Source organism: Pseudomonas sp. GW821-FHT09D08 (genome assembly GCF_059416305.1).
This window is the reverse complement of sequence record NZ_JBWKOX010000003.1, coordinates 411,368-430,770: the sequence shown is the minus strand read 5'-3', so window position 1 is coordinate 430,770 and position 19,403 is coordinate 411,368. Positions and strand designations below refer to the sequence as shown.

At 60.1% G+C, this 19,403-nt stretch carries 21 protein-coding genes; 16 read left to right on the top strand and 5 right to left on the bottom strand.

Features of this window, described 5'->3' with window-relative positions; translation table 11 throughout:
* Nucleotides 1–68: 68 nt before the first annotated feature.
* Together argJ and AC07OP_RS08210 are read left to right on the top strand one after the other, a co-directional pair.
* Nucleotides 69–1,286 carry a bifunctional glutamate N-acetyltransferase/amino-acid acetyltransferase ArgJ gene (argJ, locus tag AC07OP_RS08215; RefSeq protein WP_495100514.1) on the top strand — a complete coding sequence of 406 codons (1,218 nt, stop codon included), beginning with the start codon at nucleotides 69–71 and terminating at the stop codon, nucleotides 1,284–1,286.
* 18 nt (nucleotides 1,287–1,304) lie between these two features.
* Complete coding sequence (locus tag AC07OP_RS08210) at nucleotides 1,305–2,249, top strand: Nudix family hydrolase (RefSeq protein WP_495100515.1); 945 nt, start codon at nucleotides 1,305–1,307, stop codon at nucleotides 2,247–2,249.
* Between the two features lie 128 nt (nucleotides 2,250–2,377).
* Here AC07OP_RS08210 and AC07OP_RS08205 read toward each other — a convergent pair whose 3' ends face one another.
* Genes AC07OP_RS08205 through AC07OP_RS08195 form a run of 3 tightly spaced genes read right to left on the bottom strand, consistent with a single transcriptional unit; the run spans nucleotide 2,378 to nucleotide 5,956 of the window.
* Nucleotides 2,378–2,956 (bottom strand): cob(I)yrinic acid a,c-diamide adenosyltransferase, encoded by a 579-nt coding sequence (locus tag AC07OP_RS08205; RefSeq protein ID WP_027605529.1) that lies wholly within the window; start codon nucleotides 2,954–2,956, stop codon nucleotides 2,378–2,380.
* 2 nt (nucleotides 2,957–2,958) lie between these two features.
* Nucleotides 2,959–4,992 (bottom strand): sensor histidine kinase, encoded by a 2,034-nt coding sequence (locus AC07OP_RS08200; RefSeq protein WP_495100516.1) that lies wholly within the window; start codon nucleotides 4,990–4,992, stop codon nucleotides 2,959–2,961.
* Between the two features lie 46 nt (nucleotides 4,993–5,038).
* Nucleotides 5,039–5,956 (bottom strand): putative 2-dehydropantoate 2-reductase, encoded by a 918-nt coding sequence (locus AC07OP_RS08195; protein ID WP_495100517.1) that lies wholly within the window; start codon nucleotides 5,954–5,956, stop codon nucleotides 5,039–5,041.
* Between the two features lie 123 nt (nucleotides 5,957–6,079).
* On the opposite strand from AC07OP_RS08195, the gene AC07OP_RS08190 reads away from it, so the two are divergent.
* Both AC07OP_RS08190 and AC07OP_RS08185 read left to right on the top strand, forming a co-directional pair.
* On the top strand, nucleotides 6,080–6,565 hold the full coding sequence (locus tag AC07OP_RS08190) for a YajQ family cyclic di-GMP-binding protein (protein ID WP_003175814.1): 486 nt from the start codon (nucleotides 6,080–6,082) through the stop codon (nucleotides 6,563–6,565).
* A gap of 135 nt (nucleotides 6,566–6,700) precedes the next feature.
* Complete coding sequence (locus AC07OP_RS08185) at nucleotides 6,701–7,543, top strand: mechanosensitive ion channel family protein (RefSeq protein ID WP_027605532.1); 843 nt, start codon at nucleotides 6,701–6,703, stop codon at nucleotides 7,541–7,543.
* 190 nt (nucleotides 7,544–7,733) lie between these two features.
* Here AC07OP_RS08185 and AC07OP_RS08180 read toward each other — a convergent pair whose 3' ends face one another.
* Nucleotides 7,734–9,032 carry an OprD family porin gene (locus AC07OP_RS08180; protein WP_115487176.1) on the bottom strand — a complete coding sequence of 433 codons (1,299 nt, stop codon included), beginning with the start codon at nucleotides 9,030–9,032 and terminating at the stop codon, nucleotides 7,734–7,736.
* Nucleotides 9,033–9,776: 744 nt separating this feature from the next.
* Here AC07OP_RS08180 and AC07OP_RS08175 point away from each other — a divergent pair.
* Nucleotides 9,777–10,202 (top strand): HIT domain-containing protein, encoded by a 426-nt coding sequence (locus tag AC07OP_RS08175; protein WP_115487253.1) that lies wholly within the window; start codon nucleotides 9,777–9,779, stop codon nucleotides 10,200–10,202.
* Nucleotides 10,203–10,205: 3 nt separating this feature from the next.
* Nucleotides 10,206–10,412, top strand: coding sequence for a SlyX family protein (locus AC07OP_RS08170; protein WP_115487175.1), 207 nt, complete (start codon nucleotides 10,206–10,208; stop codon nucleotides 10,410–10,412).
* Between the two features lie 70 nt (nucleotides 10,413–10,482).
* Here AC07OP_RS08170 and AC07OP_RS08165 read toward each other — a convergent pair whose 3' ends face one another.
* On the bottom strand, nucleotides 10,483–11,085 hold the full coding sequence (locus tag AC07OP_RS08165) for a cold-shock protein (RefSeq protein WP_005790922.1): 603 nt from the start codon (nucleotides 11,083–11,085) through the stop codon (nucleotides 10,483–10,485).
* Between the two features lie 428 nt (nucleotides 11,086–11,513).
* On the opposite strand from AC07OP_RS08165, the gene AC07OP_RS08160 reads away from it, so the two are divergent.
* The 10 genes from AC07OP_RS08160 (at nucleotide 11,514) to tolQ (ending at nucleotide 19,387) form a co-directional block, all read left to right on the top strand.
* Nucleotides 11,514–11,987: a Dps family protein gene (locus tag AC07OP_RS08160; protein WP_027605536.1), complete on the top strand. Its 474-nt coding sequence runs from the start codon at nucleotides 11,514–11,516 to the stop codon at nucleotides 11,985–11,987.
* Between the two features lie 179 nt (nucleotides 11,988–12,166).
* Nucleotides 12,167–12,508 carry a ribbon-helix-helix domain-containing protein gene (locus AC07OP_RS08155; protein WP_065939167.1) on the top strand — a complete coding sequence of 114 codons (342 nt, stop codon included), beginning with the start codon at nucleotides 12,167–12,169 and terminating at the stop codon, nucleotides 12,506–12,508.
* 179 nt (nucleotides 12,509–12,687) lie between these two features.
* Nucleotides 12,688–12,909: an FmdB family zinc ribbon protein gene (locus AC07OP_RS08150; protein ID WP_010208103.1), complete on the top strand. Its 222-nt coding sequence runs from the start codon at nucleotides 12,688–12,690 to the stop codon at nucleotides 12,907–12,909.
* Between the two features lie 107 nt (nucleotides 12,910–13,016).
* Nucleotides 13,017–14,792 (top strand): aspartate--tRNA ligase, encoded by a 1,776-nt coding sequence (gene aspS, locus AC07OP_RS08145; protein WP_027605538.1) that lies wholly within the window; start codon nucleotides 13,017–13,019, stop codon nucleotides 14,790–14,792.
* Nucleotides 14,793–14,927: 135 nt separating this feature from the next.
* On the top strand, nucleotides 14,928–15,674 hold the full coding sequence (locus AC07OP_RS08140; RefSeq protein WP_027605539.1) for a YebC/PmpR family DNA-binding transcriptional regulator: 747 nt from the start codon (nucleotides 14,928–14,930) through the stop codon (nucleotides 15,672–15,674).
* A 157-nt stretch (nucleotides 15,675–15,831) separates the two neighbouring features.
* Nucleotides 15,832–16,356, top strand: coding sequence for a crossover junction endodeoxyribonuclease RuvC (gene ruvC, locus AC07OP_RS08135; RefSeq protein WP_027605540.1), 525 nt, complete (start codon nucleotides 15,832–15,834; stop codon nucleotides 16,354–16,356).
* Between the two features lie 67 nt (nucleotides 16,357–16,423).
* Nucleotides 16,424–17,035: a Holliday junction branch migration protein RuvA gene (gene ruvA, locus AC07OP_RS08130; protein WP_003175802.1), complete on the top strand. Its 612-nt coding sequence runs from the start codon at nucleotides 16,424–16,426 to the stop codon at nucleotides 17,033–17,035.
* The gene (ruvB, locus tag AC07OP_RS08125) at nucleotides 17,036–18,094 is read left to right on the top strand and encodes a Holliday junction branch migration DNA helicase RuvB (protein WP_003193867.1); all 1,059 of its coding nucleotides are present in this window, start codon (nucleotides 17,036–17,038) and stop codon (nucleotides 18,092–18,094) included.
* Nucleotides 18,095–18,234: 140 nt separating this feature from the next.
* On the top strand, nucleotides 18,235–18,690 hold the full coding sequence (gene ybgC / locus AC07OP_RS08120; protein WP_032890914.1) for a tol-pal system-associated acyl-CoA thioesterase: 456 nt from the start codon (nucleotides 18,235–18,237) through the stop codon (nucleotides 18,688–18,690).
* Nucleotide 18,691: 1 nt separating this feature from the next.
* Nucleotides 18,692–19,387 carry a protein TolQ gene (tolQ, locus tag AC07OP_RS08115; protein WP_015885609.1) on the top strand — a complete coding sequence of 232 codons (696 nt, stop codon included), beginning with the start codon at nucleotides 18,692–18,694 and terminating at the stop codon, nucleotides 19,385–19,387.
* Nucleotides 19,388–19,403 lie beyond the last annotated feature (16 nt).

Below are 19,403 nucleotides of genomic sequence, written 5' to 3'. Positions count from 1 at the left end.
CGTTTTGCCATTAATTTCACCGTCGATCACGACGGCACAGACATCACCTATTTTTAAGGAGCGCATTCATGGCTGTTGGTCTTGGTCCTTTGCCCACATTGCACCCGGTTGCCGGTTTTGAGCTCGGTATCGCTTCGGCCGGCATCAAGCGCCCAGGGCGCAAGGATGTGGTGGTGATGCGCTGTGCCGAAGGCTCGACCGTTGCGGGTGTGTTCACCCTCAACGCCTTCTGCGCCGCGCCGGTGATCCTGGCCAAGCAGCGTGTTGCCGGCTCGATTCGTTACCTGCTGACCAACACCGGCAATGCCAACGCCGGTACCGGTGAGCCTGGGCTGGTCGCCGCCGCACGTACCTGCGCCAAGCTGGCCCAAGTGGCCGGCGTGGACGCCAGCCAAGTGCTGCCATACTCCACCGGCGTCATCGGTGAGCCGCTGCCGGTCGAAAAAATCGAAGGCGCCCTGCAAGCCGCGCTGGACGACCTGTCTGTGGATAACTGGGCGGCAGCCGCCACCGGCATCATGACCACCGACACCCTGCCAAAAGGCGCGAGCCGCCAGTTCGTGCACGACGGTGTGACGGTTACCGTGACTGGCATCAGCAAGGGCGCGGGCATGATTCGCCCGAACATGGCCACCATGCTTGGCTATATCGCCACCGACGCCAAGGTTTCCCGCGATGTGCTGCACAGCCTGATCCTGGACGGCGCCAACAAGTCGTTCAACCGCATCACCATTGATGGCGACACGTCCACCAATGACTGCTGCATGCTGATCGCCACCGGCCAGGCCAACCTGCCGGAAATCACCGAAGCCAGCGGCCCGCTGTTCGCGGCGCTGAAGCAGGCGGTGTTCGAGGTGTGCATGGACGTGGCCCAGGCCATCGTGCGTGACGGTGAAGGCGCGACCAAGTTCGTGACCGTTGAAGTCAACGGCGGCGGCAACCATCAGGAATGCCTGGATGTCGGCTATACCGTGGCCCACTCGCCGCTGATCAAGACCGCGCTGTTCGCCTCCGACCCGAACTGGGGCCGCATTCTGGCCGCCGTCGGCCGTGCCGGCGTGCCGGACCTGGACGTGAGCAAGATCGACGTGTTCCTGGGCGACGTATGCATCGCCAGCCGTGGCGCCCGTGCCGAGACCTACACCGAAGCCCAGGGTTCGGCGGTGATGCAGCAGGAAGAAATCACTATCCGCATCGAACTCGGTCGCGGTGAGTGCAGCGAAACCATCTGGACCACCGACCTGTCCCACGAGTACGTGAAGATCAATGCGGAATACCGCACCTGATAGAAGAGGATAAGCGCGGTGAAACGAGTGCATGTAGCAGCAGCGGTGATCCGCGGTGTCGACGGCAGGATCCTGCTGGCGCGCCGTGCCGATACCCAGCATCAGGGCGGCCTCTGGGAGTTTCCCGGTGGCAAGGTGGAGGCCGATGAGTCGGTCGCCACGGCCCTGTCCCGTGAGTTGCAGGAAGAGCTGGGTATCCAGGTCACCACGGCGCGACCGCTGATCAAGGTGCAGCATGACTACCCGGACAAGCAGGTGTTGCTGGATGTCTGGGAAGTCTCGGCCTTTACCGGCGAGCCCCACGGTGCCGAGGGACAACCGCTGGAATGGGTGACCCCGCGCGATCTGCCCCACTATGAGTTCCCGGCGGCCAACGCGCCGATCGTGGCGGCCGCGCGCTTGCCGGCCGATTACCTGATCACGCCGGGCGAGCTGGAAACGCCCACGCTCCTGCGCGGGATTCAGAAGGCTATCGCCGGTGGAATCAAGCTGATCCAGCTGCGGGCGCCCAACGGTTATGACCCTAAATACCGCGATCTTGCGGTAGATGCGGTGGGCCTGTGCGCCGGTAAGGCGCAGTTGATGCTCAAGGGGCCGTTTGAATGGCTCGGGGACTTCCCGGCGGCCGGCTGGCATATGACTTCGGCCCAACTGCGCAAATATGCGAGCAAGGGCCGGCCGTTGCCGAAGGACCGCTGGTTGGCGGCGTCATGCCATAACGCGGAAGAACTGGCGTTGGCGGAGTTGATGGACGTGGATTTTGTCACGCTGTCGCCGGTGCAGCCGACCCAGACCCATCCCGATGCGCAGCCGTTGGGCTGGGAACAGGCGGCAGAGTTGATCCGTGGGTTCAGCAAACCGGTGTTTCTGTTGGGTGGGGTAGGGCCTGCTGAGCGGGAACAGGCTTGGGAAGCCGGCGCTCAAGGTGTCGCAGGGATTCGGGCGTTCTGGCCTGAGGTTTGATGCTGTTCTGAAGGGCCCTATCGGGAGCAAGCCCTCTCCCACATTCGACCGGGTTCCAACTTTGGAATGTGATCAAAATGTGGGAGGGGGCTTGCCCCCGATGAGGCCCTGTCAATCAGCAAAAAATATCAATGTGGCTTCGCGGCGGCCTGCCACAAAACCTCAGCCACCCCCTGGCGCCTGGCGATCACCCTTGCCGCAACAAACAGCAAATCCGACAGCCGATTGATATACGCCAACCCCACCCCTTCCAACGGCTCGACAGCATTCAAATGCTGACAGCGCCGCTCGGCACTGCGCGCCAGGCTGCGGCACACATGGGCCTGGGCAATCAGCGCTGAACCACCGGGCAGGATGAAATTCTCCAGGGGCCCGAGCTCTTCGTTCCAGCGATCGATCGCCGCTTCCAGTCGATCCACTTCCGCCGCGTTCAATGCCTTGTACTCCGGCATGGCCAACTCCCCACCCAGATCGAACAATCTATGCTGGCAAGGGGTAAGCACCTCGATCACGTCCTGTAAGCCTGGATGCTGCCCGCCGAGGGCTTCGAGATACGCCAGCAGTAACCCCAACTGGCTATTGAGCGTATCGACCTCGCCGATGGCCTCCACCCGGGGATGGTCCTTGGGCACGCGGCGGCCGTCGCCGAGGCCTGTTTCGCCTTTATCGCCGGTGCGGGTGTAAATCTTCGACAGGCGAAAGCCCATGGTCAGTGCTCCAGTTGGGTGAGTTCGTAAGGTGGCAGTTGGCCCGCGAGGGGCAGGCGCAAGGTGAAGCAGGTGCCTTGGCCGAGGGTGGAATGCACCTCCATCTGGCCCTTGTGGTTGTTGGTGATGATGAAGTACGACACCGACAGCCCAAGCCCGGTGCCCTGGCCGATTTCCTTGGTGGTAAAGAACGGCTCGAAGGTGCGTTTGCGCACGTTTTCGCTCATGCCGATGCCGTTGTCTTCCACCTGGATTTCCGCCCACGGCGGGTTAAGGCGCGTGCGCAGGATGATGCGCCCCGGTTCGCTGTCGTCCTCGCGCAGGTGAATGGCCTGGGCGGCGTTTTTCAGCAGGTTGAGCAGCACCTGTTCCAGTTCGTTGGCCGTGCCGGGCACGGGGCCCAGTTGCGGGTCGAACTGGCGGATGATCGCCTGGCCCTTGAAGTCGAAGCCAATGGCCAGGTCAAAGTCATTACCGGCGATTTCTACCGCCTGGTCGATCAGCGCCGGCAGGTCGCAAGGCGCCATCTGCCGGTTGCTGCGGCGGCTGAAGCTGAGCATGTGGGTGACGATTTTCGCCGCCCGTGCCCCCGCCTGCTGGATACCGTCGAGCAGTTGCGGCACTTCGCGGCTTTGCAGGTAGCGGTTGACGGTGTCCAGCTCAACACCCACCCGTTCGGCGTGTTCCAGGTTCTTGGGCAGGTCAGGGGACAGGCGCCGGCGAATGTTCTGCACGTTATGCAGGATCGCCCCCAGCGGGTTGTTGATCTCGTGGGCCATGCCGGCAGCAAGTCCGCCGACGGAGAGCATTTTTTCCGACTGCACCATCATCTCTTCCAGGGACAGGCGCTGGGTGATGTCGTCGATACGGATCACCACGCCGCGACCGGCACCGCCCATCAGCGGGTAGAAGGTCAGGGCGTAATGCTTGGGTTCGTCGTCCTTGACCCAGGTGACGCGCTCGATGCGTTCCACCGTGTGTTGTTCCACCGTGGCCTTGATCTGCGGCAGGTACGGCTTGAGCGGCTGGAAGGCGAGGTAGATCGGTTGATTCAGCGCTTCATCCAGGCGCGTGCCGGACAGAGCCGTGGCTTCCTGATTCCATTGCGTGACGTAGAGCTGTTCGTCCAGGGCGATCAGTGCCGAAGGCATCGAGTCGATGATGCTGTTCAGGTAGTTCTGGAAACCGGTGAGCTTTTTCTCGATCTTGCTGCGCACCTGGACTTCCAGCTCCAGCTTGCGGTTGGTGTGGCGTGTCTCTTCGGCCAGGCCTTGTGCCTGGTCGTAGGCCGCCTGGGAGTCGTCCCGTGCGCGCTTGAGCTGCTGCTCCCGGGCTTCGATGCGCGACAGCATGGTGTTGAAGGCTTCGGCCAGGCTGCCGATTTCATCGCGGTTGCCCCGGCCGGCACGCAGGGCGTAGTTCTCTTCGCGGGTCACCTGGCGTGACAGCTCTTCGAGTTCATGGATCGGCCGGGTGATCAGGCGTTTGATCTGCCGGGCGATGATCAACCACAGCAGCACACTGAAAATCAGGATGCCCAGGCTCGCCGTCAATGTGCCGGTATAGAAGGCCACCGGCAGCTCACTGCTGGCCACCAGCAGCAGGTGGCCGGACGGTTGGCCGGGACGGGGCAGGGTGATGACCTGGTTACTGCGAAATTCGGTCACTCGCCAGGCTTCGATATGCCGGTAGGTGTCCGGCAGGTGCAGGCGATCGCCGTGTTGCATCTGCGCCAGGCGATTGCCTTCGCCGTCGTACAGGGCGGCGGCGCGCAGGGGCGAATAGCTGGTCAGTTCATTGAGCAGCGCATCGGCCTTGGCCGGGGATTCAAGGGCTTCGGCGGCGAGGGCCGGGTTGGACACCAGCCGGCCGATGGCCTGCAAGGCCTGGGGCGCCATGCTTTCCTGGGAGATCCAGTAGGCGGCGCTGATAAAGGTCAGGTTGGCCACCAGCAGGACGGTGGTCAGCAGCACCAGCAGGGCGGCCAGCAGTTTCTGCCCGACCGGTAGGTTTTCTAGACGCTGGCGCAACGGCATCAGGGTTTTCCCAGGTGATAGACAGGCGGGCAGGGTAGCGCGTGGCTCAGTCGCGGGGCAATCCGCGTGCAAGTAACTGCTCGACCAGGCGCACTTGCAGTTGTTGCACATGGGGCAGGTTCAATTGGTGACGGGCGGCCGCCTGGCAAGCATAGCCCAACAAGTAGCTGATCTCGGTGCGGCGGCCGTTGGCCACGTCCTGGTACATGGAGGAATAATTGGCGGCCGTGGCCTGGATGACCCGTTCCACTTCCTGGTGCAGATCCCGCGCGGCGGCGGGTTGGCCGCAGCATTCCAGCAGTTCGCCAAGCTCGGCACACAGGGTCGCGACTTCACATTGATGGTTCTGCAGTTCGCCATTGCGGCACTGGTAAAGCACCGTCAGCGGGTTGATCGCGCAATTGAGCGCCAGTTTGCGCCACAGGCGCGTCAGGATGTCGGTACTCCATTCGTGGGGGATGCCCGCAGCGTGCAGGTCATCCAGCCACAGCGGCGGAGTAGGGTGGCTTGCGTCTCCCAGCCAGGTGTAGCCATGGCCGGCGAACACAACGCGCCAGTCACCGTCGCGAAACGCGCCTTCGGTGCTGGAGGCAAAAATGCAGCGCGCCTGGGGCAGTTGCGCGGCCACCGCGTCCTGGCTGCCGAGGCCGTTCTGCAGCAGGATCAGCTCGGCGTCCGGTGCCAGACGGTGTTGCAGTTGTGCGACAGCGCCCTGGGCGTCGTACGCCTTGCACGCTACCAGCAGGCGATGAATCGGCTCGGGGCTGTCGGGCGTTTCGGCGAACACCGGGTAGGTGTGGGCGACGCCGTGTTCCACCAGGGTCAAGCCGGGTGAAGCCCGGTAGCTGGCCAGGCGCGCGGCATCGCGCAGGATCAACCTGACGGGCAAGCCGGCACGAGCCAGGCGGGTGGCCCACAGTGTGCCCAGGCTGCCCGCGCCGAGAATATGCCAGGTGGTCGACATCAGTTTTTGCTCCGCAGGGTCGCTCACAGTGAACGGGACGAAAGAACCGCTATAATGCCCCGGCATTTTAGCTCGGGCGCGCTCCATCTCTACTGAACCCGCCCCTTATATTGGAGAAATCACATGCCTTCGTTCGACGTGGTATCTGAACTGGACAAACACGAAGTCACCAACGCCGTCGAGAACGCCGTCAAGGAGCTGGACCGCCGCTATGACTTGAAAGGCAAGGGCAGCTTCGAATTCAAGGAAAAGGAACTGACCGTCAACCTGACCGCTGAAGCCGATTTCCAGCTGGAAGCGATGATCGAGATCCTCAAGCTGTCGCTGGTCAAGCGCAAGATCGACGCGCAGTGCCTTGAAATCAAGGACGCCTACGCCTCCGGCAAGCTGATGAAGCAGGAAGCCGTACTCAAGGAAGGTATCGACAAGGAGCTGGCGAAGAAGATCGTTGCCCATATCAAGGATGCCAAGCTGAAAGTACAGGCTGCCATCCAGGGTGAGCAGGTTCGTGTCACCGGCAAGAAGCGTGATGACCTGCAGGAGGCCATTGCCGCCCTGCGCGCCAAGACCTTCGACATGCCGCTGCAGTTCAATAACTTCCGCGACTGATGGCACATTGGGGAACCTGTGGGCGTTTTCGGCGTCCCACGCCCCAGAGCCAGCGCCTGCTCTTGAGCCCTACGGGGCTCATTTGCGTTTTCAGGCAGTCAATAAGCCGCACATCCGCCATACAGGAGAAGCTACATGGATTTAAACGCTGAAATGGATCACTTGATCAAGACCTCGCAGTCATGGATCCCGATGATCATGGAATACGGCAGCCGGGTGTTGCTGGCGGTGATCACCCTGGCCATTGGCTGGTGGCTGATCAACGTATTGACCCATCGCGTGGGCCGCCTGCTGGCCATGCGTAACGCGGACCTGGCGCTGCAGCACTTCATCACCAGCCTGGCGAACATTGCGCTGAAAGTCATGCTGATTGTCAGCGTGGCCTCGATGATCGGCGTGGCGACGACCTCGTTCGTGGCTGCCATCGGTGCCGCTACCCTGGCCATCGGCCTGGCGTTGCAAGGCAGCCTGGCCAACTTTGCCGGTGGCGTGCTGATCCTGTTGTTCCGCCCGTTCCGCATTGGTGACTGGATTGAAGCCCAGGGCACCTCCGGGACCGTCGATAGCATCCAGATCTTCCACACCGTGCTGCGTACCGGTGACAACAAGACCGTCATCGTGCCCAACGGCATCCTGTCCAACGGCATCATCACCAACACCAACCGTCAGCCGACCCGCAAGGTGGTGTTTGACGTGGGTGTGGACTACGAGGCGGATCTGCAAAAGGCCCGTGAAGTACTGCTGGACCTGGCAAAAGATCCGCGCGTACTGACGGATCCTGCTGCGGTGGCCGTGGTGTCGACCTTGGGCGATAGCTCGATCACGGTTTCCCTGCGCTGCTGGACCAATACCCCGGATTATTGGGATGTGGTGTTCATGTTGAATGAACTGGCGCGTGATCGTTTAAAGGCAGCGGGGATTGATATTCCATTTCCGCAGCGCGTTATTCGAGTGATGCAGGAAGCAGCTCCGAAGTAAGTGAAAGAAGCGCGTTTAACTTGGCCGAAAGGTCAGGTTAAACGTGTCACCTGAATCTCGTTAGTTAGCTTGCTAGTTATTTATTCGCTGAAATAAAACTGCAATAAAAAAGCCGCTCCCTTGTAAGCAGGGGAGCGGCTTTTTTGTTTAAGGCCGGGGCCTTAAGTCATCGTTGTAATTGAACCGGCAATTACAAGATGTTCAGCGGGTAGTTTGCGATCAGACGCAGTTCGTCGATCGAAGGCGAACCGTAGTACACGCCATCACCGGAGCGATAGGTCGCTTGACGCAGACGCAGGCTCAGGTTTTTGGCTGGACCGCTCTGGATCACGTACTTGGCTTCGATATCGCGTTCCCACTCTTTACCATTGTTAGTGGTGCCAGTGTCGGCGCCGCTACCGGTTATGTAACGAGTCATGAAGCTCAAACCAGGAACGCCAAAGGTTGCCATGTTGATGTCGTAACGTGCCTGGTAGGACTTCTCGCCTTCGGCGTTGAAGTCGGAACGGGCAACGGAGTTGGCCAGGAAGATCGTGCCGCCGCCGTCTACGCCGTAGCCGTAGTCGCCGTCGCCGGTAACCTTCTGGGCTGCCAGGGTGAACGTGTGAGCGCCGATGGTGTAGGCGCCCTGCAAGCTGAACGCGCGGTTGTCGAGCTTGGTCGTGCCATCTTTTTCGGCGCGCTGCAGGCCGGCACCGTCGCTCTTGGTGTCGTAGATGTTGAAGTCCAGAGCGAAGGACTGGTCATCGCTGAGCGCGTGGGTCCAGTTCACGTTGCTGTAGTACTTGCGGAAGTAGTCTTCGGTTTTAGCGTAGTACAGGCTGCCGGTGAGCTCTGGAGTGAACGAGTATACACCGCCGACAAAGTCGGTCTTGGTCAGGCCCAGGCTGTCATGAAACGTCTGGTTCTGCGCAACACTGGAAGTGAAGTGGCCGCCTTCCAGTTTCAGGCCCTTGATCTCGTTGCTGGTGATCGAGATACCTTGTGGCAGTTCCGGCAGCAGACGGCTGTCGTCGGAAGCGAACACAGGGGCTGTGGTGTATTGGTCACCGACTTTCAGCACGGTGTTGGAGAAGCGGAACTTGATGGCGCCGCCGCCTTTGGAGTAGTCGTCTTGCGAACGACCGTCGGAACCGGTGGGGAACAGCCCGGTGCCTGCGCGCCCCTTGCCACTGTCGAGCTTGACGCCCAGCAGGCCGATTGCATCGAAACCGACGCCGATAGTGCCTTGGGTGAAGCCCGATTCGAACAGTGCATTGAAGCCCAAGCCCGTTTCTTCAGCACGGCTTTTGCGCTTGCCGTTGACCGTGGCGTAGCCGTTCGCTGGTTCATTACGGAAATCGCGGCTGAAGTACAGCGCGCGAGTATTGATGCTGAACGTACTGTCTTCAACAAAGCCCTTGGAATCGTCCTGGGCGGACGCCATTGCGAACTGCGAGGTGCCTGCTGAAACAGCCAGGGCGATCATGCTCCACTTCATCACGCGCATCGTGATTTGCTCCTTTGGTTTTAGGAAGAGTACTGCCGTCCCACCTGTATTTTTATCTGGGCGGCTCTTTCTTTTTTGTGTCGGCGCAAAGTTATATCACGCAGACTCTATTGACGATACTTACCCATCTTTCCTTTCAGCTTCTTTACGAGGCTGTCGTAAATTGCTAGTTCCATGTCGCAAATTCACAGTCCGAATGTAACGGGACTGACAACTTCAATGCTGTTTTCAAACGCCGTTCAGCGTTTGTCGTCTTCCTTGGTATACATTGAAACGCCACTGTTATTTATCGCGAAACACTCACTTCCCTGCAGGTGCCGTTGTCGACGATAGGGGGGTGAATGCAACAAGCGCGCCCAAACCGGTAACTGAATGTCATTTTTTCGTGAAAAACGTTACGACGGGGTAAAAACCGCATAAGCACGGGCTTTTTACGCCGTTTGGTTTGGGCTTGACGCCCGTGTGTTACCGCTGTTCGGGGGTGCAAAAAAACCTTGCCCGAGAAAAACGTTACCGGTCCACCCCCATGAGTGGGTAGTTGGCGGATCTCTTTGAGGCACAAGTGGGTCATTTTGGTGCATCCCGGTGAGGCCCGTGTTAGCGTAGCTCAATTATTCGCCTGCATCGAAAGGGTGCGATTTTTTTCTCCGGATGCGCCGGGCTCCCCCGCATTCGCCGTGAAGCCGCCTGCATTCAAAGGTATGCTGGGCGCCAGAACTTGACCTGCCAAACGGAGTGCCCGTGGTGTTCGCCTTAGATCAACGCCTGCAACAAGACACACTGGTGATCGGGGACTTCCCGTTGTGCCGCCTGCTGCTGTCCAATGACTCGAATTACCCGTGGTTCATCCTGGTGCCACGCATCAACGGTATCAGTGAAGTGTTTCAGCTGGATGTCGCAGATCAACAGATCCTCTGGAAGGAAACTACGCTGCTGGCGCAGTTACTCAACGAAGGCCTGGGCGCCGACAAGATGAATATCGGTGCGCTGGGCAATGTCGTCAGCCAATTGCACGTGCATGTGATCGTACGCAAGCGTGATGACGCCGCGTGGCCTGCGCCGGTGTGGGGCAAGCATCCGGCCCAGCCGTACACTGAAGAGCAAGTGGCGGCCATTCGTGTGCGCCTGCGCGCGTTGCTGCCTGCCGACTTTATCTTTACCCAGGGTTGAACCATGGACTTGCAAGACCGCGTTACCGATCTGGAGAGCCGCCTGGCTTTTCAGGACGACACCATCGAGACCCTCAATGACATCCTGGTCGCCCAGCAGCGCGCGGTTGAGCGCCTGCAGCTGCAGATGGCCGCGCTGCTCAAGCGTCAGGAAGAAATGGGCGGCCAGTTCGAGACGTCCGAAGAAGAGGCGCCGCCACCGCACTATTAATCCGAGGGCAATAAAAAAACCGCGACCCAGCCAGGCTGGATCGCGGTTTTTTTTGCTGCGAAGGCTGGAATCAGCGACGCGGTAGGGCTGCGATCACGTCTTCGGCTTGCAGGCCTTTGTCGCGATTCATCACGGAGAACTCCACGCGCTGGCCTTCAACCAGGACGCGATGGCCCTCGCCACGGATAGCCCGGAAGTGGACGAAGATGTCGTCGCCCGAATCGCGGGAAATAAAGCCGAAGCCTTTGGAGGTGTTGAACCACTTGACGGTACCGGTATCCCGATTGGTCATGTCGTAGTTTTGCGACGCGGCCGCCGGGGACGAACGGTAGAAGCTGATGGCCAGGTGAAGAACGATGGCGACCACAGCAATCACCAGGCTGAGCAGGATGGCCGGATGGCCGCCCACTTCAGGCATAGGTGCCAGGAGGGTGAGGGTTTGTACGACAACGGTCAGTACCAGCAGCGCGCTGACCAGGTTTTGCAGTTGATGACGTGTGCCTTTGTTCCAGTAAGGGATTACGGGAGCGAGCGTCAGGTTAAGAAGGCCGAACAAGGCCAGGTACAGAGCGTCGTGTTGTTGCAGGTAGGGCAGGCTTTCAGGCTGCAGGCTCGGGATAAAGGACAGCAGCAACGCTGCAACGCCCGTTAGCAGGTGGACGATTTTCAACATTTTGATTAACTCACGTTAAGACGGATCACAAGGAAGAGCTGACTGGCACGGTTCGCTTCTGAACAATGGGAGGCGTTGGGCACGTGCACGGGTATCAGCCTATGCCGCTTGCCGTGGAAATTAACGACGGCGACACGCTGCCTATTTAACAGCAAAGGCCGTGCCTACTCAAATCGAGCATTTATCAGGCTTTAAAGGGCCTTGGCATTTATGCGGGAAACGCTTGTCCTAGACATGTGCAGGGGTTTCTTGCGGCCTTAAAAGAAATTTCCGACGTGCCCAAAGGCTTGTACTGCACGGGCTGACAGGTCGTGCAGGGGCGATTTGCCGCATGTCGCCCGAGGGTGTCGGGCTGCGTCTCTGCGCCGCTCTTGCTAGAGTGGTTGTGCACCTGATCAATGAATGCTTGTCAATTGAAGGGGATAAACATGGCAATCGATATCGGTATCAGTGAAGAAGATCGTAAATCCATCGTCGATGGGCTTTCACGACTGCTCTCCGATACCTATGTACTGTACCTGAAGACCCACAACTTCCATTGGAACGTCACGGGCCCCATGTTCCGTACGCTGCACCTGATGTTCGAAGAGCAGTACAACGAACTGGCGCTGGCGGTGGACGCCATAGCCGAGCGTATCCGTGCCCTGGGTTTCCCGGCACCAGGCGCCTATTCGATCTACGCCCGTCTTTCCTCCATCAAGGAAGAAGAGGGTGTTCCAAGCGCAGAAGAGATGATCAAGCAACTGGTGGCGGGCCAGGAGGCGGTCACGCGTACCGCACGCGGTATTTTCCCGTTGCTCGACAAGGTCAGCGATGAGCCGACCGCGGACCTGCTGACCCAGCGCATGCAGGTTCACGAGAAAACCGCGTGGATGCTGCGCTCCCTGCTCGAAAACCAGTAAACGTCACCCACAGTGGCGCCGTTGTGGCGCCACTTGCTTGTTTCCACGCATTTCCTGGCGTTGTCCTACGCCTATCAACGCCCCGTCTTCTGGCTGCCTGCTTCGTCCTGCTGTCTTATAGGGCCATTGTCCAATGGGAGAGCCCATGGGCTGTTGTTTGGCAATGGAGTGTCAGGTGTATGTCACGTGGAGTGGATGTGGGAGTGATGGAAACCGGTGGTTTCCACAAGATAAGCGTCGACCCCTTCGCCAAGGGGTTCGATATGGGGCTGGCCAAGCCATTGTCCCGATCGGTAAGGCTCAATGGGTTTTCCACTTGTCTTCGGCTTGAGCAGATCTATTGGAATATCCTCACGGAAATAGCCAGGATCAATGCCTGCTCTGTCAGCGCATTGCTGTCCTACGTCGATCGGGAAGTGCACCTCCGGTATGGAGGAGTGAAGAACTTCAGTGGGTTGGTCAGGGTGGTGTGTGTGGTTCATCTGTTAAAAGGCCGTGCCGTCTCAGCGAACCTTGAGTAATCGGCCCGTCCCGGGGCAGGTCCGCCGTGGAGGTGGACCGGGCTCCGGGCAGAAAGCCGGCTGCGCTGCCTTGATTTACCAGATATAATCCCGCGCTTTGCTGCTGCCGGGGCTTTCTCCCTCTGCTCTCTATCAGGAGCGGGCGCGGCACAGTAACGATCGACCGCCGAGACATCGCCATGCCCATGTACGACTATCAATGTGCTTCCTGTGGACATCAGTTGGAAGCCATCCAGAAGATCAGCGCAGCGCCGCTGGTCGATTGCCCGGCCTGCCAGGCGCCCGAGCTCAAGAAGATGTTGTCCATGCCGGGCTTCCGCCTGAGCGGCAGCGGCTGGTACGAGACCGATTTCAAGACCGGTTCGAAGAAGAACCTGGCGGGCGGCGACAAAGCAGACTGAGTTGAACTCCATGCGCAGGCTCCTGCATTATCCGTCCCCTGCTTTAATGTACGGTGACGAGGCAGGCCTCCACCGAATTTCGAATTACGAGAAGTGAAACCACTATCATGATGCGCAGCCACTATTGCGGCCAACTGAACGAGACCCTGGATGGTCAGGAAATCACCCTTTGCGGATGGGTTCACCGTCGCCGCGACCACGGCGGGGTAATCTTCCTCGATATCCGTGATCGTGATGGCCTGGCCCAGGTGGTATTCGATCCGGATCGCGCCGAAAGCTTCGCCGCCGCTGACCGTGTGCGCAGCGAGTACGTCGTGAAGATCACCGGCAAGGTTCGCCTGCGTCCGGCCGGTGCCGTGAACGCGAACATGGCGTCCGGTGCGATCGAAGTGCTGGGCTACGAGCTGGAAGTACTGAACGAATCGGAAACGCCACCGTTCCCGTTGAACGAATACTCCGACGTCGGCGAAGAAACCCGTCTGCGCTACCGTTTCCTGGACCTGCGTCGTCCGGAAATGGCCGAGAAGCTGCGCCTGCGTTCGCGCATGACCACCAGCATCCGCCGCTTCCTCGACGAGAACGGCTTCCTTGACGTCGAAACGCCTATCCTGACCCGGGCCACCCCGGAAGGCGCGCGTGACTACCTGGTGCCTAGCCGTACCCACGCCGGCAGTTTCTTTGCCTTGCCGCAATCGCCGCAGCTGTTCAAGCAACTGCTGATGGTGGCCGGCTTCGACCGTTACTACCAGATCGCCAAGTGCTTCCGCGACGAAGACCTGCGCGCCGACCGCCAGCCGGAATTCACCCAGATCGACATCGAGACCAGCTTCCTCGATGAGAAAGAGATCATGGGCATCACCGAGCAGATGATCCGCAACCTGTTCAAGGAAGTGCTGGACCTGGAGTTCGGTGAATTCCCGCACATGACCTTCGAAGAGGCCATGCGCCGCTACGGTTCGGACAAGCCAGACCTGCGTAACCCGCTGGAACTGGTGGACGTGGCCGACCAGCTCACCGAAGTTGATTTCAAGGTGTTCAGCGGCCCGGCCAACGACCCGAAATGCCGCATCGCCGCCCTGCGAGTGCCTGGCGGCGCGAGCATGCCGCGCAAGCAGATCGACGACTACACCAAGTTCGTCGGCATCTACGGTGCCAAGGGCCTGGCGTACATCAAGGTCAACGAGCGCGCCAAGGGTGTTGAAGGCCTGCAGTCGCCAATCGTGAAGAACATCCCGGAAGCCAACCTCAATGTGATCCTGGATCGCGTGGGCGCGGTCGACGGCGACATCGTGTTCTTCGGCGCCGACAAAGCCAAGATCGTCAGCGAAGCCCTGGGCGCGCTGCGGATCAAGCTGGGCCACGACCTGGACCTGCTGACCTGCAAGTGGGCACCGATGTGGGTCGTCGACTTCCCGATGTTCGAAGAAAACGACGACGGCAGCTTCAGCGCCTTGCACCACCCGTTCACCGCGCCGAAGTGCTCGCCCGAAGAGCTGGAAGCCAACCCGGCAGGCGCGCTGTCCCGCGCGTATGACATGGTGTTGAACGGTACTGAGCTGGGTGGCGGTTCGATCCGTATCCACCGCAAAGAGATGCAACAAGCGGTCTTCCGCCTGCTGGGTATCAACGAAGCGGAACAGGAAGAGAAGTTCGGCTTCCTGCTCGACGCCCTGAAATACGGCGCGCCGCCCCACGGTGGCCTGGCTTTCGGCCTCGACCGCCTGGTGATGCTGATGACCGGTGCCCAGTCGATCCGTGAAGTGATCGCCTTCCCGAAAACCCAGAGTGCTGCGGACGTCATGACCCAGGCTCCGGGTGTGGTGGATGCCAAGGCATTGCGCGAGCTGCATATCCGCCTGCGCGAGACGCCGAAGGCTGAGTAAGGCTGCTGCGTGAAAGCGCACTGAGGTTTACGCAGTCTAAAAAGGCGCATCTTCGGATGCGCCTTTGCGTTACAAGGGGTGTATCCCACCCGGGGTGGGGTTGATAAGGTTTCTAGAGAATTTCGGAGTTGTGTTATGGCTGGCCATTCCAAGTGGGCGAACATCAAGCACCGCAAAGAGCGTCAGGATGCCAAGAAAGGCAAGATTTTTACCAAGTGGATACGTGAGCTGACGGTCGCTGCTCGCCAGGGCGGTGGTGACCCGGGCTCCAACCCGCGTCTGCGCCTGGCCCTGGACAAGGCCCTCGGCGCGAACATGAGTCGCGACATTATCGACCGTGCCGTGGCCCGTGGGGCCGGCGCTGCCGACACCGACGACATGGTCGAGTTGACCTACGAAGGCTACGGCCCGGGTGGCGTGGCGGTGATGGTCGAATGCATGACCGATAACCGCAACCGTACAGCCGCCGCCGTGCGTCATGCGTTCAGCAAGTGTGGCGGTAACCTGGGGACTGACGGTTCGGTGGCCTACCTGTTCGAACGCAAGGGGCAGATCTCCTTCGCGCCGGGTGTGGATGAAGATGCACTGATGGAAGCGGCGATGGAGGCGGATGCCGACGACGTGGTGACCAATGAAGATGGCTCCATCGACGTGTTTACCTCGTTCGCCGGCTTCTACGCCGTGCGTAATGCCCTGGAAGCGGCCGGTTTCAAAGGCTCCGACGCCGAGATCGTGATGCTGCCGACCACCAGTGCCGAGCTGGACCTGGACGGTGCGCAGAAAGTGCTGAAGATGCTCGATATGCTCGAAGACCTGGATGATGTGCAAAACGTGTATTCCAACGCCGACATCCCGGAATCCGTGGCCGAACAGCTAGGCTGAAGAATGACGTAGATCCAAATGTGGGAGGGGGCTTGCTCCCGATGGCGGTGTATCAGTCAGCCTATGTCTAACTGGACGATCGCCATCGGGAGCAAGCCCCCTCCCACATGGGAACTACGGTGTATCAAAAAATGTGTTTATCCGACCTGCAGGCGTTATGACTTTAATCCTAGGTATCGACCCCGGTTCGCGCATCACCGGTTTTGGTGTGGTGCAACACACCCCGCGCGGCTGCGTCTACGTCGCTTCGGGCTGTATCCGTACCGGCGCAGGCGAGTTGGCTGAGCGCCTGCAGATCGTCTATCGCGGCGTGCGTGAAGTGATCCAGACCTACGGACCGGTGACCATGGGCATCGAAAAGGTGTTCATGGCAAAAAACGCAGATTCGGCGTTGAAGCTCGGCCAGGCCCGTGGCGCCGCCATCGTCGCCGGCGCCGAGGAGGGCATGGAGATCGCCGAGTACACCGCGACCCAGGTCAAGCAGTCCGTGGTCGGCACCGGCGCGGCCAATAAAGAGCAGGTGCAGATGATGGTCATGCACATGCTCAAGCTCACCTCAAAGCCGCAGATCGATGCCTCCGACGCCCTGGCCATTGCCATTTGCCATGCACACACGCGCTCCAGCCTGTTGCCTCACGGCTTGGGAACGGCACGCAGTCGTGGCGGGCGCCTGCGTCTCTGATAGCATCAGCGCAATCGTTATTTCCGGTCAGGCCTCGCTCTGACCCCAAGCTTTAAGGATCTGAACCGTGATTGGACGCTTGCGCGGCACTCTGGCTGAGAAACAGCCGCCGCACCTGATTCTGGATGTAAACGGGCTGGGGTATGAGCTGGAAGTGCCCATGACCACCCTGTACCGCCTGCCGTCGGTCGGTGAACCCATAACGCTGCATACCCATCTGGTGGTGCGCGAAGATGCGCAACTACTCTATGGTTTCATTGGCAAGCGTGACCGCGACTTCTTCCGCGAGTTGATTCGCCTCAATGGTGTGGGGCCTAAATTGGCCCTGGCGTTGATGTCGAGCCTGGAAGTGGATGAGCTGGTACGTGCCGTGTCGGCCCAGGACACCTCCGCGCTGACCAAGGTACCGGGCGTGGGCAAGAAAACCGCCGAGCGCCTGCTGGTAGAACTCAAGGACCGCTTCAAGGCCTGGGAGGTGGTGCCGAGCATGTTCGCCCTGGTGCCGAACCAGCCGGATATGCCGGCGGGCCAGGTCGCGAGTGCTGAAAGCGACGCCGTCAGTGCGCTGATCTCCCTGGGCTATAAACCCCAGGAGGCCAGCAAGGCCGTCTCGGCCATCAAGGACAAGAACCTGAGCAGCGAAGACATGATCCGCCGAGCCCTGAAGGGAATGATTTAAGTGATTGAAGCTGATCGTCTGATCGCGGCCACCGGCCCGCGCGACCGTGAAGAAGTCCAGGACCGCGCCATCCGTCCCCTGAGCCTGGCCGAATACATCGGCCAGCCCACCGTGCGCGAGCAGATGGAGTTGTTCATCCAGGCCGCGCGCGGGCGCAGTGAGTCCCTTGACCACACCCTGATCTTCGGTCCTCCAGGGTTGGGTAAAACCACCCTGGCCAACATCATTGCCCAGGAAATGGGCGTGTCGATCAAGTCCACCTCCGGCCCGGTGCTGGAGCGGCCAGGTGATTTGGCGGCCTTGCTCACCAACCTCGAACCGCACGATGTGCTGTTTATCGACGAAATCCACCGGCTCTCGCCAATCGTCGAGGAAGTGCTGTACCCGGCGATGGAAGACTTCCAGCTCGACATCATGATCGGCGAAGGCCCGGCGGCGCGCTCGATCAAGCTCGACCTGCCACCGTTCACGCTGGTGGGCGCGACCACGCGCGCGGGCATGTTGACCAACCCGCTGCGAGACCGTTTCGGCATTGTTCAACGTCTTGAGTTCTACAGCACCGCCGATCTGGCGACCATCGTCAGCCGTTCGGCCAGTATTCTCGGCTTGCCCCTGGACCCGGAGGGCGCGTTCGAAATTGCCCGTCGGGCCCGGGGCACGCCACGGATTGCCAACCGCCTGCTGCGTCGCGTGCGTGACTTTGCCGAAGTCCGGGCCAAGGGGCACATCACCAAGGCCGTGGCGGACCTGGCCCTGAACCTGCTGGATGTGGACGAGCACGGCTTCGATCATCAGGATCGACGTCTACTCTTGACCATGATCGAGAAGTTCGACGGCGGCCCGGTGGGTGTCGACAGCCTGGCGGCGGCCATCAGTGAAGAGCGCCATACCATCGAGGATGTGCTGGAGCCGTACCTGATCCAGCAGGGCTATATCATGCGCACGCCAAGGGGGCGAGTGGTGACGCGCCATGCCTATCTGCACTTCGGGCTAAACATTCCGTCACGATTGGGTGAGATGCCCGTGGTAGACGAATTCCTTGATGCAGTGGACGATTAAAAGCTTCACGCCAGTCGATTTATTCGATGTTTGTGCTGTCCTAGTGGCTGGCGTCGTCATTCAGTCACTGGATATGTTTTTCGAGAATGAAAAAACAGTTGCCCCAGCGGATTGGCAACCTGAGGAGTAAGCACTAGAGTATGCGCGCGCAAAACGGGGATCAGTCGTTCGCACATCGCTGTCGCGTTTATTACGAGGACACCGATGCCGGCGGCATCGTGTATTACGTCAATTATCTCAAGTTCATGGAGCGGGCTCGTACCGAGCGGCTACGGGAGCTGGGCTTTGCCCAATCCCAGCTGGCAGGGGAGGACCTGTTATTCGTCGTGCATTCCAGCGAGGCGCGTTACCACGCACCGGCGCGACTGGACGACGAACTGCTGGTCAGCGCTGAAGTAATCGAATTGAACCGTGCCAGCCTGCGTTTCAAGCAGCAGGTCAGGCGGGCAACGGATGCAACGCTGCTCTGTGAGGGGCAGTTCCTGGTGGCGTGTGTGCGCACCAACAGTTTGAAACCTCGGGCCATTCCCGAAACTCTACGTGCGGCCTTTGCTGCCGTGAGCGGCGCGGGTAAACAATCAAAGCAGGAGATTTAGCGTGGAACCTACCGTCGTCGACCATTCCTCCATGTGGAGCCTGGTCAGCAATGCCAGTGTCGTGGTTCAACTGGTGATGCTGACCCTGGTAGCCGCATCGGTTACCTCTTGGGTCATGATTTTTCAGCGCAGCAACCTGCTGCGTGCCGGTCGACGTGCCCTGGAGAGCTTTGAAGAGCGCTTCTGGTCGGGTATCGACCTGTCCAAGCTGTACCGCCAGGCCGGCAGCAACCCGGACCCGGACTCGGGCGTCGAGCAGATCTTCCGCGCCGGCTTCAAGGAATTCTCGCGCCTGCGCCAGCAGCCCGGTGTTGATCCGGAAGCGGTCATGGAAGGCGTGGCCCGTGCCATGCGCGTCGCCATTTCCCGTGAAGAAGAGAAACTGGAGCAGAGCCTGCCGTTCCTCGCTACCGTCGGTTCCGTCAGCCCGTACATCGGCCTGTTCGGTACCGTGTGGGGGATCATGAACTCGTTCCGCGGCCTGGCCCAGGCCCAGCAAGCGACCCTGGCCACCGTGGCCCCGGGTATTGCCGAAGCCCTGATCGCCACCGCGATCGGCCTGTTCGCCGCTATCCCCGCAGTAATTGCCTACAACCGCTTTGCTGCCACCAGCGAAACGTTGATCGGCCGTTACTACACCTTCGCCGATGAATTCCAGGCGATCCTGCACCGTAAAGTGCACACCAGCGAAGAATAAGCAGGTAATTCCCAAT

Excerpts from the sequence above, each read along its gene's own strand:
- argJ (WP_495100514.1), top strand. The coding sequence starts at position 69 with ATGGCTGTTGGTCTTGGTCCTTTGCCCACATTGCACCCGGTTGCCGGT.
- AC07OP_RS08205 (WP_027605529.1), bottom strand. The coding sequence starts at position 2,956 with ATGGGCTTTCGCCTGTCGAAGATTTACACCCGCACCGGCGATAAAGGC.
- AC07OP_RS08200 (WP_495100516.1), bottom strand. The coding sequence starts at position 4,992 with ATGCCGTTGCGCCAGCGTCTAGAAAACCTACCGGTCGGGCAGAAACTG.
- AC07OP_RS08195 (WP_495100517.1), bottom strand. The coding sequence starts at position 5,956 with ATGTCGACCACCTGGCATATTCTCGGCGCGGGCAGCCTGGGCACACTG.
- AC07OP_RS08190 (WP_003175814.1), top strand. The coding sequence starts at position 6,080 with ATGCCTTCGTTCGACGTGGTATCTGAACTGGACAAACACGAAGTCACC.
- AC07OP_RS08185 (WP_027605532.1), top strand. The coding sequence starts at position 6,701 with ATGGATTTAAACGCTGAAATGGATCACTTGATCAAGACCTCGCAGTCA.
- AC07OP_RS08180 (WP_115487176.1), bottom strand. The coding sequence starts at position 9,032 with ATGCGCGTGATGAAGTGGAGCATGATCGCCCTGGCTGTTTCAGCAGGC.
- AC07OP_RS08170 (WP_115487175.1), top strand. The coding sequence starts at position 10,206 with ATGGACTTGCAAGACCGCGTTACCGATCTGGAGAGCCGCCTGGCTTTT.
- AC07OP_RS08165 (WP_005790922.1), bottom strand. The coding sequence starts at position 11,085 with ATGTTGAAAATCGTCCACCTGCTAACGGGCGTTGCAGCGTTGCTGCTG.
- AC07OP_RS08160 (WP_027605536.1), top strand. The coding sequence starts at position 11,514 with ATGGCAATCGATATCGGTATCAGTGAAGAAGATCGTAAATCCATCGTC.
- AC07OP_RS08155 (WP_065939167.1), top strand. The coding sequence starts at position 12,167 with ATGTCACGTGGAGTGGATGTGGGAGTGATGGAAACCGGTGGTTTCCAC.
- AC07OP_RS08150 (WP_010208103.1), top strand. The coding sequence starts at position 12,688 with ATGCCCATGTACGACTATCAATGTGCTTCCTGTGGACATCAGTTGGAA.
- aspS (WP_027605538.1), top strand. The coding sequence starts at position 13,017 with ATGATGCGCAGCCACTATTGCGGCCAACTGAACGAGACCCTGGATGGT.
- AC07OP_RS08140 (WP_027605539.1), top strand. The coding sequence starts at position 14,928 with ATGGCTGGCCATTCCAAGTGGGCGAACATCAAGCACCGCAAAGAGCGT.
- ruvC (WP_027605540.1), top strand. The coding sequence starts at position 15,832 with ATGACTTTAATCCTAGGTATCGACCCCGGTTCGCGCATCACCGGTTTT.
- ybgC (WP_032890914.1), top strand. The coding sequence starts at position 18,235 with ATGCGCGCGCAAAACGGGGATCAGTCGTTCGCACATCGCTGTCGCGTT.